The following is a 14482-nucleotide window of genomic DNA, read 5'->3' on the forward strand; positions in this document are numbered from 1 at the left end:
GCTCCTAGACATGCACGACACTTCCTTTCGATAGGGTTGCTCTTTCGATGCGGGTGAGTCGGAGCCTGTTGAGCACACGAGCCCCTCCCGCTAGCACCGCCCAGGCCACGGCGCCGACCACGACGACCGTGAGCATGAGCAGTAGGAATATGGCGGCCGCCTCCGGCGCGTAACCCTGCCGGTAGGAGTCGTACGCCTGCACGGCGACCGTCTGCATGCTGGGCGAGGACAGCAGTACGGGAAGACTGAGATTGCCGGCGATACCGACTCCGGCGATGAACCACCCGGCCAGGAAACTCGGGAGGACGAGCGGGACCACGACGGTGAAGAAGGTGACGATCTTCGAGGCGCCGGAGATCCGGGCCGACTCCTGCAGCTCATTCGCGATCTGCAGGACACCGCCCTCGATGGCGCGTGTGGCGACCGGGGTGACCACCACGATGAAGCCGAACAGCAGCATCACCGGGGTGCCGATCAGGTTCCGGAGCCCCGGGATGGGCAGGTAGGCCGTGATGAGGGCGAGCCCCACGAGCACTCCGGGGATGGCCACCGGTGCCCAGCTCACCGCGGCGGTGGCCGAGCGCAGGAACCGCCCGGACTGAGCGGAGAGGTGACTCATGATGAGGGCGACCGCCGCCGCGATGAACCCGCCCACGGCCGCGAGCGCGAGCGTGAAGGCGATGAGGGAACCGGTCCGAGGGTTCGAGAGCAGCTTGTCGTAGTGCGCGGTGGTGAATCCCAGCGTCATACCGAACATCGGCTGGAACGAACCGAGGATCATCTGGACCAGCGGGATCACACCCGCCCAGCACACGACAGCGAGGAAGACCGCCAGGAACAACCACTGGATTCGCCCATAGCTCTTCGGGTCGGGCCGGAACCCCTTTCCGGTGATGGTCGAGAACTTCCGGCCGCCCAGTACCCGCGACCGCAACAGCACCAGTGCCAGCACGAGCGCCATGAGGATCAGGGAGAGAGTGCTGGCTCCGGCATAGTTGGGCACGGACTCCTGCGCCGTCAGCGTCGTGTACACCGCGGTCGAGAAGACGTTGATGTCCGACTGGATCCCGAACAGGAGCGGGAGCTCGAAGGCGCTGAACCCGTACGACGTCATCAGGACGAAGACGCCGAACATCGTGGGACGCAGCAGCGGCAGGGTCACGGTGAAGAACGCACTCCCCCGGCTGGCGCCGTTCATCCGCGCCGCGTCGTCCAGGGCCGCATCCATCCGCGCCATCGGCCCCACCATGAACAGGTAGCCGACGGGCACGACGAAGCCGATGACGACGAACAGCATCGTGGGCCACCCCGACCCGAGCGGGGATCCGGTGATGCCGAACACCTCGCGCAGGAAGATGTTGACCGGCGCCGCGTTGCCGTTGACGACCAGATACCACCCGAGGCCGTAGAAGAGCGACGGGATCACCAGGATCACCGCCATCACCGGTGTCATCCAGCGCCGCAGCGGGGTGGTCGTGCGCACCGCCACCCAGGCGAGGAACGTGCCGATCGCCAGTGCTCCGAGGCTGGAGGCCGCAGAGAGGATCACCGAGTTCAGCGATACCCGCCAGGTGCTCTCCTTGCCGAGCGTCTCCAGGAACGGAGTGATGCTCCAGGCGCCCTGTCCGGCGAGGTTGCCGACGCGGAACGCGGCCATCGCCATCATGATGGGCGGCCACAGGAAGAGGACGAACAGGATGACCAGCGCCACGCCCAGGAGCACCTTGCCGAACAGGCGCTCCCCGCGCCACTCGGCGGGCAGCCGCCTCACACTGCCACCTCGACCATCTCGGGCGCCGGCGCGACGGCACCGTCGGACCCCCGACCGGTGGGGATCACCGAGCACAGCTCTGCATCGACGTGCAGCCACACGTCCGCCCCCGCCTCACGCCGCAGGCTCTGCCGGCGATAGTCGCGCTCCGATTCAGCCACGCGGAGAGTCGCCGTCCCCGTCAGGATCCGGAACTCGTTCCGTGAACCGAGGAAGTCCACCCGCTCGACCGTGCCCGGAAGCCGCAGCCCCGTCCCGCGGGGAGCCTCGCCCGAGACGATCTCCGCGTTCGCGGAGCGGAAGGCGAGGACGACCTCCTCGCCGGGTCCGGCCGCTCCGGTCAGCGTTTCCTTCGGGAGGCTGACATCCACGCCGGCCTCGTCCAGGTGCACGGTGATCGCGTCGGCGTACGATGCGCTCACCGAACCCTTGAGCAGGTTCTCGAAGCCCACGAATTTCGCGACGAACTCGTTCGTCGGTTTCGCGAAGATCTCCGCCGGTGTGCCGGTCTGCTCCAGCAGCCCCGACTGCATCACGATGATCCGATCCGAGAGGTGCATCGCCTCCTCGAGGTCGTGCGTCACGTAGATCGAGGTGGTGCCGTTGTCCCGGTGCATGCGCAGGATCTCGTCGCGCACCTGCCGGCGCAACGAGGGATCGAGGTTGGAGAGCGGCTCGTCGTACAGGATGAGTTCGGGGCGGCTGACGAGGGCACGGGCGAGCGCCACGCGTTGCTGCTGCCCCCCGGACAGCGACGTCGCCGGCCGCGTCGCGAGGTGGTCCAGTCCGACCGTCTGGAGGATCTCCTGCGCGCGCCGCAGCGCTTCAGGCTTGGCCACCTTTCGCCGCCGCAACGGGTACAAGATCGTCTCCAGCACAGTCAGATGGGGCCAGAGCGCGTAGCTCTGGAACACCATGCCCGTGCGCCGGCGCTCGGGTTGTACGTCAATGCGCTCTGCACTGTCGTACACGAGGTGGTCACCGATGCTGATCCGACCGGACGACGGCGTTTCCAGACCTGCGAGACATCGAAGCGTCGTGGTCTTACCGCAACCGCTCTCGCCGAGAAGGGTCACGAATTCACCGTCGGCGGCCGACAGATCTGCGCCGCGGATCGCGTGATAATCGCCGAACCGCTTCTCTAGGTTGCGCACGCTTACTGAAGACAAGGGAAACTCCATCGTTTGCGGTTGTCTTACCGCCCTCGTCTTCGAGGACGTCTTGCTATGAGGTCACCCCGAGAGCACCACGGGATGCTCGTCGAAAGCTGGAGGGTGACCGAGGGTGACGGGGCGGATGCGCCGATAGGACGCCGCACCACGCCCGACCCTCAGAAGGAACGCTCCGAACCCGAGCCCGCCTTGCGGTCGTGCTGAGGGTGCGGCCCGGGCACATACCCGATCTCCCGAATCTCAATCTCCGGTCCGTTCGGACTGTCCTTGGACATGATGTACTGCCCGACCCGGTCGAACGACGACTCCGCCATCAGCGCGTGGTTCGCCGCCGTGAGGATGTCGCGGTGGATGCGCTCGAGCCGCCGACCCCGGAATACCGCCGGCGCACCCGCCTGCTGAAAGATCATGTCGATGGCAGCGCGTGCCGTGTGCACTGCGTTGATATTGGCTGCGTGCAATTGAACTCGGAGTTCGTAGTCGATCGGCCACTGCTCTTCCGCCGATTCGTATGCCTTGCCGACCAGGTCCCAGAGATGGGCACGAGCCGCACGCACCATCGTGTCCGCCTTGCCCAGTGCGTACTGGTGCATCGCTTCCTTGCCCAGGCGGGCCTGGCGATACGAACCGCGCTTCGCTGACGTCTGGACGAGGCCGACGAACTCTTCTATGGCCCCCTTCGCCAGCCCAAGGGCGTGCGCGCCGTGCGCCGTCACATTGAACCAGTAGCGATACAGCGGCCGGTCGTACTCGCGTTCCCAGATCCCCGCCTCGTTCACCATCTCAGAGGGGACGAACAAATCGTTCACCTCGAAGTCACCGCTGCCGGTCCCCCTCAGCCCGTGACCATCCCAGGTGTCGTGCAGGGTCGCCTCGGATGCCGGGAAGAACGCGACGACGAACCACGGGAGTCCGTCGTGGGGGTGGATGACGGGCTCGTCGTTCTCGTCATACAGGACGGACCGGCCGGACAGCCAGTTCGCCTCGGGAGATCCGCTGGTGAACGGCCAGCGGCCGCTGATTCGGTATCCCCCAGGAACCCTCACGGCCTTCCCACCGGCTCGCCCCACGTTCGAGGCTGTGATCCACCGATCCTGCTCCAGCAGGTTGCGCATCACATCCGGCGCGAGAAACGTGGTTCCTGAGTGGAGCATGCACAGCCACCCCACCGACCCGTTGACCCGAGAGAGCTCTTCGACCGCGTCGAGCCACTCGAGGGGGTGTGACTCGATACCGCCCAGCTCATACGGCAGGAAGGCTCGGTAGATGCCGTTCTCGTAGAGGGCGTCGGTGATCTCCGCCGGAACACGGCGCTCGGTCTCGATCGTTTCCTCCGCCGCGCGAAGCATCGGCTCCATTTCGCGCGCGGCTTCCAACAGGGTGGGCCGGTCCACGCCCGGCACAGGCGGGCCCTGCGGCGTATCAACGGTGATGCTCATCCGCGTTCCTTTCGAGGGGCATTCCGGATCGAGAGGAGTCTCATTATGAGACCCGAAGAATACTTTTCGTACTATCGGTTCAGTTTGACCGCGTCGCACTCACTACGTCAAGAGACAAATATGAGTACATATTTGATACCTGTTGTGCACTTATTGATACAGGGGTAACGTCCTCGCCACCAGCAAAGACCGGCACCGAAACGAGGAACGTTATGAGCACGATCACCGACACCTCCGCGGCGCAGCCGCTCGCTATCGACGCGCACCGCGATTCGAGGGCGTTCCGCGACGCTCTCGGTCGGTACCCGACGGGCGTGGCCATCGTGGCGGCGACGACGTCACGCGGCCCGGTCGGGCTCGCGGTCAACTCGTTCGCCTCGGTCTCTCTAGACCCGCCGCTGATCTCGTTCTGCGCGATGCTCACCAGCGCGTCGTGGCTCGACATCCGCGAGATCGGCGGTTTCGCCGTCTCAGTGCTGCAGCTCCATCATGAGCCCGTCGCTCGCCGGTTCACGCAGCGCGGCATCGACCGGTTCGCCACCTCGACTTGGACATCGTCCCCATCCGGACACCCGGTCCTGGAGGATTCACTGAGCTGGTTCGATGCGACCGTCGAGACGGTAGCCGATGCCGGAGACCATGAAATGGTCATCGCAAGAGTACGCGCCTGCTCGCCGGCCGGGGACGGATCCCCGCTGGTGTTCTTCAGCGGGAGGTACGGCAACCTCGCCTGATCCACTCAGCTTTCCGCTCGGAGATACCGGAGATGCAGGTCGCCCCCGTCCCCGACCAAGATGTGCCCGAGCATCAACGGAAGTGCGGACGCGTCCCCCACCGACATGCGTGAACCCAGCCCACCGCAGAGGACCGGCGAGACGGTAAGACAGAGCTCGTCGATTTCCGCTGCGGCGGACATGCCGCCGAAGAATGTCGGGCCGCCTTCACACGAGACCTCATAGAAGCCCAGCCCCACCAGCACATCCCGCAAGTGGGCCGGGTCCACCCGATCGCCCCCGCATCTCTCGACCTGAGCAACCTTCTCCATCGCCCGAACCTCCGCCTCAGACGGTCGCATCGAAGTGACCACAATGGGACGAACCGGCGAGGAGGCGAGCATCGCCGGATCGAGCTCCAAACGTCCGGACACGATGACCAGGACCGGCTGTTCGCGCAAACCGTGCGCGACCCGCCACTTCACCTGCTCATCGTCGACGAGGGGCCCTTCGTACCCCTCAGCACGCACCGTTCCAGCGCCGACGAGGACCGCATCGGCGCGACAGCGCAGCGCCCGGAATACCAGGCGGTCCGATTCCGACGAGAGCGACCCGCTGCGCCCGTCCGGCCCGACTGCGGCTCCGTCCGCGGAGACAACGAAGTTGGCGCGGATCCACGGAGAGCGCCGCCCCGCTGGCGGCGCATGAAGCGCGGCGATCCCGGAGAGGTCGAGAGGCGGTGAGTCCCGTTCGTCGGCCCGTCGCACCACCATGTCAGTTCTGCCCGTTGTTGTGCCACACCCGAACAGGGGGACGCAGGCCCAGCATCGATTCCGTCATCCGCACGGCATCGACCGTCGCGGCTACGTCGTGGGCGCGAACGATGCGGGCCCCCGCCAGGACGCACGCCACCGCTGCCGCGATCGATCCGATGAGACGTTGACCTCGCTCCCTGTCGAGGGTCTCCCCGATGAAGTCCTTGTTGGAGAGGGCGACGAGAAGGGGATATCCCAGATCGACCAGCTCAGGCAGACGGCGGGTCAACTCCAACGAGTGAAGAGTGTTCTTGTTCAGGTCGTGGCCGGGGTCGATGACGAGACGATCCGGCGAGATACCCGCATCGCGGGCTACGCCGATCAGCGCGAACAGCCGTTCACGGACCGCATCCACGACATCGTCGTACCGAGGCCGAACGGGCTCTGACCTCGGCGGATGAAGGCTGTGGGTCAGGATGACCGCGGCACCGCCCCGCGCGATCACGCCCGGCATCTCCGGATCCCAGAACCCGCTGGTGTCATTGATGACCGCGGCACCCGCGCGGATCGCTTCAGCTGCCACGACGGCACGGTTCGTATCAACGGATACAACCACATCCGATTGCGACACCACGGCCTCGATGACCGGAAGAACCCGCTCGATTTCTTCGTCCACGGAAACTTCCGGGCCCCGTCCGAAGGGAACCCCGCCAACGTCGACCCAATCCGCGCCGTCTTCCACGGCCCGCAACGACGTTTCGATCGCCCGATGCAGCGCGAAATTGGCACCCTGATCGTGGAACGAGTCCGGAGTCCGGTTCACGATGGCCATGACGGCCACCTGACGACGGAAGTCGAATGCCTTGTTCCCGATCCGCCACACATCATCGTGGAAGAACGGGATCTCCATAGTGAAGCGCGGCGTTGCGCTCGCTAGGGCCACCGGCGTCGAATACTCCGAGTTGGTCATTCTCTTCCTTTCGTCAGGAGCTTCGGGAGCGCCACCTCGTCGTCATGCGGACCGGAAGCCCGCGCGCGATGGGAGACCGTGCGACCGGCTAGTCCCAGAGTCGGCGTGTGCATCTCGGCCGGCTCGTCGTTCCCGCTGATCGCGTTAGTCAGGTCGCACCCCGAAGCGCACGCCTGCCATCGCGGGACGGGCGATCACCAGGCTGGACGCGCCGCCCACCAACACGCCTCGGGCCTCACACCGCGTCATGAAGACGCTGGCTCCGGCCCGGGGCAGAACGGTCGCGACGTCGAGACCGCCGATCCCGGCCAGACGAAGGCGTCGTCCGCACCACCAGCGGACAGCGCGTTCCCGACGCCCGGAGCAAGGTGCTCGCACTCACCATCACAGATCCCCCTCGCAGACGTCCTCGTCACCTCCACGCTATCGACCAGCACGATATGTCACCAGCGAATTGATCTGATCCGCATCGTGCGCGAAACAAATACAGGGCGAAATTCCACGGCGACGCAGATTTGCCCCAGACATGACCGCCCCGGGGCCTTTCCCTCAATGTCGCTATGACGGAAGGACTGCGGAGCACAGGTCGAAGTCAGTGAATCAGCAGAATAAGTCGCGCATCCTCTCCTCCACAGGCAGCCGTTTCGCGACTTATCCACCACTTTTATTCAGCCCCTGATCTGGGGGTCTTGATGTCGGAGGCCCTCGTCAGAATGGGAACATGACAACGACGCTCCCCTTCGGCACCAGCGATGTCGACGCCGCTGCGATGGCGGGGCTCGTGTCCAGGTCGCACGGGCTGCGAGCGAACCGGAACGCAGCCGAAGCTGCCGAGATCCGGCTGCTCGCCGAGGCCGGAAGACTGGCGCTCCGGCAAGCGCGGGCGCGGTCCGCGAAGGCGCGCGAGATGGCTCTGCGCTCCATCGCCGCAGAGCTCGCGACCGCCGCCAACGACTCGGATCGGGCGGTGCGGGCGCAGATCGATCGGGCCATGACGTTCGTCGACGACTACCCGGCCACGTTCGCCGCATTCGAACAGGGCCGCATCCTGCGTAGGCACCTCGACGTGGTCCGCGATTGCGGAACCCCGCTCGACCCGGAGGCACGAGCGCTGTTCGATCAGACCGCGGCGGTGCGCTGCGAATCGGACTCCCCTAACCGCGCCCGCGCGGTGCTCGAGCGACTCGCCGAGAACCTCCAGCCGCGCACCACACCGAGCGCCACCAGCACGCCCGGCAGAGTCGCCGGGTGCAGGTCATCCCGCTCGGGGACGGGATGGCGGAACTCATCGCCACGCTCCCGGTCACACTCGCCCACGCCATCCATGACCGGCTCACCCGCCAGGCGAAAGCCGTGCGCGACATCCGGGAACGCGCGAAGGCCGCGGTCCCGCTGAAGGACGGTCTGCTCGACGTCGTCGACTCCGGCTGCGACGGGCCGACGCCGGACGACCCGGGTGCGGAACGAGAGCTGTCCCCCGCGGAGGTCATCGCGTCCGATGAGCGCACGTCCGATCAGATCCGGGCGGACCTGCTCGCCGACATGCTCCTGACCGGCACTCCCGACACCGACCCCGACGTCACGGGTGACGGTCCCGGCGAACTGGGCGCCATCCGCGCGGTCGTGCAGGTCACCGTTCCCGTGCTCACCCTCCTCGGGCGGGGAGAAGAGACCGCGGATCTGGCCGGAGCCGGACCGATCGACGCAGCCACCGCCCGGCGCCTCGCCGGCGGCTGCCCCGGACTCGACCGCATCCTCACCCATCCCATCACCGGCGCGGTCCTCACCACGGACCGCTATCAACCGACCACCGACCTCCGACGGTTCCTGCGAGCGCGGGACCACCGGTGCCGGTTCCCCGGATGCCGGATGCCGGCGATCCGCTGCGACGTGGACCACACGCACGACTACGCCTACGGTGGTGCGACCGAAGCGTGCAACCTCGAGCACCTCTGCCGCGGACACCACTCCCTGAAACACGCCACACCCTGGAAGGTCCGGCAGCTGGCGGACGGAGTCCTGGAATGGACCTCCCCGGTCGGCCACACCTACACCGACCATCCCCCGGGCGCCGCCATCCCGGGCGCGACAGCGGCATCCTTGACCGGACGACCACCGGTCACCTTCGTGCCCGACGGTGACCCACCGCCGTTCTGAGCACGGGCGCGGGCGCGGGCTCGTCCGGCGCCCGATTCTCATCTGGATGCCTTCGTTCCCGACACAGTGGCCATAGAGCCCCGGGAACCGAGATGGCGGATCCGGCGCGCACGGCGTCAGCACGGACGCGGAACTCTGCCTGGACAGCACGGGGGCCAACGGGCTTGGTGCTGACTGCCCGGAGGCGACCGCGTACGGTGCGCAGGCTACGCACACGACCCTCGGGTCACGGCCGAGCGCCGACGACCACCGCCCCGACGACACGAGGAGGATCCGCCGAAAGGCGGGCATGCTGCGCCGTCGCGCCCTCTTCTCGGCTGATCCTCCTCACCTCGTGATTCCCGCCATGCGGGACACGCGCGCAGCCCTCGCCAGCCGGTCCACACAGGGGCCATCCCGCATCATCATCCCGCTCGACCTCGCCGACCCCGATGCGCTCATCACCCGCGCCACCACGCACTCCCGCCCTGGAAGATCCGGCAACTCGCGGATGGAGAGCGACTTCGGCGATCGGACGACGCCGGTCGTCGACGCGCTCGTGGACGGCTTCTCCGACGGCACCCGATAGTCGCCGCTGTTCGCCGCGGTCTTCCTCGTTCTCGTGCTCATGAACGCCATCCGCGTCCGTGTGGTGGCTGGACGAGGGGCGGCGCCGGCGGCTCCCACTGACCCGCCCCTCCACTCGACTGCCCGCCGGCGCGGAACGAGAAGACACCGTGCAGCAGGAGCACTCCGCCTCATCTGACCCGTCCGGGCGTCCCTCGCAGTCCTGCGTGACACAATGCCGGTCATGGCGCGCACGGCTTCACCCCCACCTTCTACGCGCCGCCGTACGCCACCCGCCGCGGCGGCGCGCAAGGCGGCCAAGCCGTCGCCGCCGCGCCGCCGGCCGACCGCCGCCGAGCGCCGCGCCCGCGAAGCCCGCGCCCGCCGCATCCGCATCGCGCTGATCACCGCCATCAGCACCGTGTCGGCGATCACCCTCGTCCTCGTGGTCGGCGTCGCCCTGCTGCTCGGTTCGGCCGTCCGCGCCTTCGACGACGAACGCACGTGGGACATCAGCGACGAAGCCCCCGCGCTTCCCCCGGCCGCCGCCTACGACACCGAGCAGCTCGCGAACGCCGCCGTCATCATGCGCGCCGGCCGCGACCTGCTGCTCCCACCCCGCGATCAGGCCATCGCCGTCATGACCGCCATGGGCGAATCGTCCCTGCGGAACATCGACTACGGCGACTGGGAGACCAACGGCGTCACCAACCCCGACGGCTCCCCCACCTCATCCATCGGACTGTTCCAGCAGCAGGACTGGTGGGGCACCCGCGAACAACGCCTCGACCCGTACACCGCCGCCACGCTCTTCTACCAGCGCATGATCAAGATCCCCGCCGCGGAACGCGAGACCCTCGCCCCCACGGAGGTGGCGCACCGCACCCAGATCAACGCCGACCCCGACCACTACACCCGGTACTGGCCCGCCGCCGTCCGCATCGTGGAAGACCTCTCCGGCACCGACACCGGCCTCGCGCCCACCTCGGATCGCTGAAGCCTGACGGTCGTCCCGCCCGTTACCCCGACATGAGCAGCCTCTGGGTCAGCGGGCGCCCACAAGAGCTCGAAGAGGGCGCCATCATGCGAGCCCTCACCCTCGTCTCCGCCTGACCCGCTGGCGCCCCCGTCACGAGCGTCGCTGACGCCGTCACGAGCGTGGCGACGCCGCGCGTGCCCACTCCGCCCGCGGCGCTAGGCTCGCTCGCGACAGCACCCGCCCACGGGGGATGGAGAACGGATGCCGGAGAAGCCACGGGCCGTCGTCGCCGGAGCGAGCGGCTTCGTCGGCACCGCGGTCGTCGACGCGTTCACCGCCGACGGCTACGAGGTCGGCACGATCGGACGGACCGGCGCGGTCACCTGGGCCGACCCGGCGGCGATCGCCGCACTCGTCGACGGATCTTCCGTCCTGGTGAACATGGCCGGGAAGTCCGTCGACTGCCGGTACACCGACCGCAACCGCGACGAGATCCTCCGCTCCCGCGTCGACACGACACGCGCGCTCCGCCAGGCCGTCGCCGCGGCAGCCGAGCCGCCCGCCGTCTGGCTCAACGCCTCCACCGCCACGATCTACCGGCACGCGATGGACCGCCCGCAGACCGAGGCGGACGGCGAGCTCGGCGAGGGGTTCTCGGTCGACGTCGCACGCACCTGGGAGCAGGAGTTCTTCGCCGGCGACCTGCCGCGCACGAGGCGCGTCGCCCTGCGGATGGCGATCGTACTCGGGGACGGCCCCGCGACCGCCATGCTCCTGACCCTCGCCCGCCTCGGCCTCGGCGGACCGCAGATCGACGGATGGTGGTTCCCGCACCGCCGCTACCGCGGCATCGGCCCCGCCCCGAGCGGCACGGCGCGCTCCTCGTGGCACCGCACCCGCGGACGGCAGGAGTTCAGCTGGGTGCACCTGCAGGACGCGGTCGACGCCATCCGGTTCCTCCGCGACCGCGACGACATCGACGGGCCCGTGAACATCGCGAGCCCCCGGCCCACCGACAATCGGACCCTGATGCGCACGCTCCGCGACACCGTCGGCAGGAGGATCGGGCTCCCGGCGTTCCGATGGATGCTGGAGCCGGCCATGTGGGTGCTCCGCACCGAACCCGAGCTGATCCTCAAGAGCCGCTGGGTGCTGCCCGGCACCCTCACCGACGCCGGCTTCGCCTTCCGTCATCCCGAGCTGGCAGACGCCACGCGGGACATCGTCGGACGCTGAGCTCAGCTCTCACCGAGGAACGCGACGGCAGCCTCCCGGAAGGCTCGGGCGCCCGGCGCGTTGAAGTGGTGGCGCCCGGGGATCTCCACGAACCGGCCCTGCGGGCACGCTGCGGCGAGCGCTCGCGACCCCTCGATGATGGCGTCGAGGGTCCCGGTGGCGAAGAGGATCGGCTGCCCCGGCGCCGTCGCCGGATCCGGGTCCGCGGCGGAGGAGAACCGCATCCCCTCGGCGATCGCCAGCAGCGCCCGCAGGTCGTTGCCCGGCACCCGTTCGATGAGCGACACGTAATTCTGGGTCACCCGGTCCTCGACGGGCGTGCCGTGCTCCACGAATGCGCGCGCCTGGTCCAGGTCGAGCCGGCTCAGCGGCACGCCATCCGGCACCCCGCCGAGCACGGTGCGCAGGATGCGGTCCGGCAGGTCCTTCGTGACCTCCCAGCCGACCCGGGCCCCCAGCGAGTAGCCGACGTACGACGCCTCGTCGACGAGGTAGGTGTCCAGCACCACCTCGACGTCGGCCACCAGCCGGCGCACGTCGTAGTCGCGCGCGTCGTGCGGCTTGTCGCTCAGCCCGTGACCGCGCTGATCGATTGCGAGCACGCGGTATCCCGCCCGCAGCAGATCCCGCACCCAGCCCGTGTTCACCCAGTTGTCGCGTGTGCTCGAAGCGAATCCGTGCACGAGCACGACCGTCGGATCGGCCTCGTCGCCCCACGTGTACGTCGCTATCCGGACGTTCCCGCCGGAGATGACGAACTGCGGATCGGGGACCTCGGTGAGAGCGGGAAGCGAAGACGTCACCGCCCCATCATGCCCGCTGCAGGGAGAACCGGTGCGAGACGAGGACATCCCGTCGAGACGAGGACCCTGGCCACGGGTTCGTCCTCCAGCGGGCGGGACCTCCTCAGCTCGGGACAGCCGTCGGCTACTCAGATGTGCTGCACGGCCGGCATCCGTCCCCGCCGTACGTACCGCCCCGGGTGGTGCGCCTCGTCCTCGAGCTCCTCGACCAGGTCGAGGGTGCGTGAGAGGGCATCCTGCATGGCGTCGATCGCCGTCACCAGCATCGCCGGGTCCTGAGTGCGCTTGGTCTCTTCGACGATTCCGTAAACGAGACTGAGCTCGCGACGAATGGGGTAGATCCTGGCGTCCATGCCCTCAAGTCTGTCCAGGGCCGCGGAGGTCTGCAGCCCGGACACACCGTGAATAATCGCGGGCGACGGGCTTCGGACGAACCGCGACCGTGCCCTGGACGATGATGTGTGTCACACACTATCGTGTGACACATGAGCGACACTGAGGCTTTGGACACGCACCTGCAGGAGTTGCGGCGCGGCACGATCGTCCTGGCGTGCCTGCGCCTGCTCGTGCGACCCGGGTACGGGTACGGCCTGCTCGAACAGCTCGGTGCACACGGCTTCCCCACCGATGCGAACACCCTGTATCCCCTGCTGCGCCGGCTCGAGAAGCAGGGGCATCTCACCAGCGAGTGGAACACCGACGAGGCGCGTCCGCGCAAGTTCTACCGCACAAGCGCAGCGGGCCTGGCCCTCGCGAGCGCCCTCACCGACGAATTCCGCGCGATCGCGACGGCGATCGACAACCTTCCGCAGGAGTGATGACATGACCGGAAAGAGCAGCCTCACCGAGCGCTACGTCGCAGCGGCGACCCGCACCATCGCGCCGAGGCAACGCGACGACATCGCCGCCGAGCTCCGGGCCTCGATCGACGATCAGATCGGCGCGCTCGTGGAGACGGGGGCCTCGGCGGACGTGGCGGAGCGAACCGTGCTCACCGAGCTCGGCGACCCCGACCGGCTCGCCGCGGACTACCGGGAGAGCCCGACGTGGCTCATCGGGCCGTCCGTCTACTTCGAGTGGCGGAAGCTGCTGAAGCTGCTGATGTGGATCGTGGTCCCGGTGGCTGCATTCGGCGTTGCACTGGGGCAGACGCTCGCAGGCGCGACGATCGGCGAGGTGATCGGGTCGACGGTGGTCGCGATGATCGGAGTGATCGTGCACCTCGGCTTCTGGGTGACGCTCGTCTTCGCCATCCTCGAACACAGCGGAGCCCAGGATGCCGTGGCCCAGACTCCGTGGACCCCGGAGCGGCTCCCCGAGCCGTCGGGCACCGTATTCGCGGACACGGTGGCGTCACTGGTCCTGCTCGCGCTCGGCGCCGGGGCGGTGATCTGGGACCGATTGATCGGCTTCGCGCCGAGCCATTATCCGGGGCTCTCGATCCTCGACCCGGATCTGTGGCCGTGGTGGATCGCCGGGCTGTTCGTCGTCATGGCCGCGGGGGCCGTCCTCGCGATCGTGAACCTGCGCGTGGGCGGATGGACCGTGCCCACCGCGACGGCGAACGCGCTGATGCAGGTACTCCTGGCGGTTGCCGCGATCTGGCTGCTCACCCAGGACCGCCTGATCAACCCTGACCTCTGGCCGACCCTCATCACCGACGGGTATGCGGGCGAGGTGGCCTCGGTCATGGACACGATCACCGGCTTCGTGATCGCCGGGGTCGCGATCTGGTCGATCATCGACGGGTTCCTCAAGGCCCGGCGCCGATAGCCCCGCGAGCCGGCGCGGGCGGAGTCGAGCCCGCGCAGGCGGAGGGGATACGCCCGGCGGAGGACCGGATGCGGCACCCGCATCCTCCGCCGGCGTCATCTCCTCCGCCCAACAGGGAGGGAGGTCGGTCCCTCCTCCGCTCAACGGGGAAGTCGATCCCTGCACAGC

14 protein-coding genes are annotated in these 14482 nt (G+C 68.1%); 7 read left to right on the top strand and 7 right to left on the bottom strand.

Going from position 1 to position 14482, the window contains the following annotated elements; all coding sequences use genetic code 11:
- Window positions 1-4: 4 nt before the first annotated feature.
- The 3 genes from F6J84_RS12625 to F6J84_RS12635 form a co-directional block, all read right to left on the bottom strand.
- The gene (locus tag F6J84_RS12625; protein ID WP_150974185.1) at window positions 5-1771 is read right to left on the bottom strand and encodes an ABC transporter permease; all 1767 of its coding nucleotides are present in this window, start codon (window positions 1769-1771) and stop codon (window positions 5-7) included.
- Complete coding sequence (locus F6J84_RS12630; protein ID WP_150974186.1) at window positions 1768-2952, bottom strand: ABC transporter ATP-binding protein; 1185 nt, start codon at window positions 2950-2952, stop codon at window positions 1768-1770. Before F6J84_RS12630 ends, F6J84_RS12625 begins: the two co-directional genes overlap by 4 nt.
- A 149-nt stretch (window positions 2953-3101) precedes the next feature.
- Window positions 3102-4382 (bottom strand): acyl-CoA dehydrogenase family protein, encoded by a 1281-nt coding sequence (locus F6J84_RS12635; protein WP_150974187.1) that lies wholly within the window; start codon window positions 4380-4382, stop codon window positions 3102-3104.
- A gap of 212 nt (window positions 4383-4594) precedes the next feature.
- Here F6J84_RS12635 and F6J84_RS12640 point away from each other — a divergent pair, with 212 nt between their 5' ends.
- On the top strand, window positions 4595-5116 hold the full coding sequence (locus F6J84_RS12640; RefSeq protein WP_150974188.1) for a flavin reductase family protein: 522 nt from the start codon (window positions 4595-4597) through the stop codon (window positions 5114-5116).
- 5 nt (window positions 5117-5121) lie between these two features.
- Here the strand turns inward: F6J84_RS12640 and F6J84_RS12645 are convergent, their stop codons facing one another.
- Together F6J84_RS12645 and folP are read right to left on the bottom strand one after the other, a co-directional pair.
- The gene (locus F6J84_RS12645; RefSeq protein WP_150974189.1) at window positions 5122-5868 is read right to left on the bottom strand and encodes a pyrimidine reductase family protein; all 747 of its coding nucleotides are present in this window, start codon (window positions 5866-5868) and stop codon (window positions 5122-5124) included.
- Window position 5869: 1 nt separating this feature from the next.
- Window positions 5870-6820 carry a dihydropteroate synthase gene (gene folP / locus F6J84_RS12650; protein ID WP_238702490.1) on the bottom strand — a complete coding sequence of 317 codons (951 nt, stop codon included), beginning with the start codon at window positions 6818-6820 and terminating at the stop codon, window positions 5870-5872.
- Window positions 6821-8068: 1248 nt separating this feature from the next.
- Here folP and F6J84_RS12655 point away from each other — a divergent pair.
- The 4 genes from F6J84_RS12655 (at window position 8069) to F6J84_RS12670 (ending at window position 11738) form a co-directional block, all read left to right on the top strand.
- Window positions 8069-8977: an HNH endonuclease signature motif containing protein gene (locus F6J84_RS12655; protein ID WP_150974190.1), complete on the top strand. Its 909-nt coding sequence runs from the start codon at window positions 8069-8071 to the stop codon at window positions 8975-8977.
- 346 nt (window positions 8978-9323) lie between these two features.
- Window positions 9324-9545, top strand: coding sequence for a hypothetical protein (locus F6J84_RS12660; protein WP_150974191.1), 222 nt, complete (start codon window positions 9324-9326; stop codon window positions 9543-9545).
- Between the two features lie 222 nt (window positions 9546-9767).
- Window positions 9768-10520, top strand: coding sequence for a peptidase M23 (locus tag F6J84_RS12665; RefSeq protein WP_238702491.1), 753 nt, complete (start codon window positions 9768-9770; stop codon window positions 10518-10520).
- Between the two features lie 243 nt (window positions 10521-10763).
- On the top strand, window positions 10764-11738 hold the full coding sequence (locus F6J84_RS12670; RefSeq protein WP_150974192.1) for an epimerase: 975 nt from the start codon (window positions 10764-10766) through the stop codon (window positions 11736-11738).
- Between the two features lie 2 nt (window positions 11739-11740).
- Here the strand turns inward: F6J84_RS12670 and F6J84_RS12675 are convergent, their stop codons facing one another.
- Together F6J84_RS12675 and F6J84_RS12680 are read right to left on the bottom strand one after the other, a co-directional pair.
- On the bottom strand, window positions 11741-12541 hold the full coding sequence (locus F6J84_RS12675) for an alpha/beta fold hydrolase (RefSeq protein WP_150974193.1): 801 nt from the start codon (window positions 12539-12541) through the stop codon (window positions 11741-11743).
- A gap of 128 nt (window positions 12542-12669) precedes the next feature.
- Entirely contained in the window at window positions 12670-12894 is a 225-nt protein-coding gene (locus F6J84_RS12680; protein WP_150974194.1) for a hypothetical protein, read from the bottom strand.
- A 132-nt stretch (window positions 12895-13026) separates the two neighbouring features.
- On the opposite strand from F6J84_RS12680, the gene F6J84_RS12685 reads away from it, so the two are divergent.
- Together F6J84_RS12685 and F6J84_RS12690 are read left to right on the top strand one after the other, a co-directional pair.
- Window positions 13027-13359 (top strand): PadR family transcriptional regulator, encoded by a 333-nt coding sequence (locus tag F6J84_RS12685; RefSeq protein ID WP_150974195.1) that lies wholly within the window; start codon window positions 13027-13029, stop codon window positions 13357-13359.
- 4 nt (window positions 13360-13363) lie between these two features.
- Window positions 13364-14314: a permease prefix domain 1-containing protein gene (locus F6J84_RS12690; RefSeq protein ID WP_150974196.1), complete on the top strand. Its 951-nt coding sequence runs from the start codon at window positions 13364-13366 to the stop codon at window positions 14312-14314.
- Window positions 14315-14482 lie beyond the last annotated feature (168 nt).

Source organism: Microbacterium caowuchunii (assembly GCF_008727755.1).
Lineage (GTDB): Bacteria > Actinomycetota > Actinomycetes > Actinomycetales > Microbacteriaceae > Microbacterium > Microbacterium caowuchunii.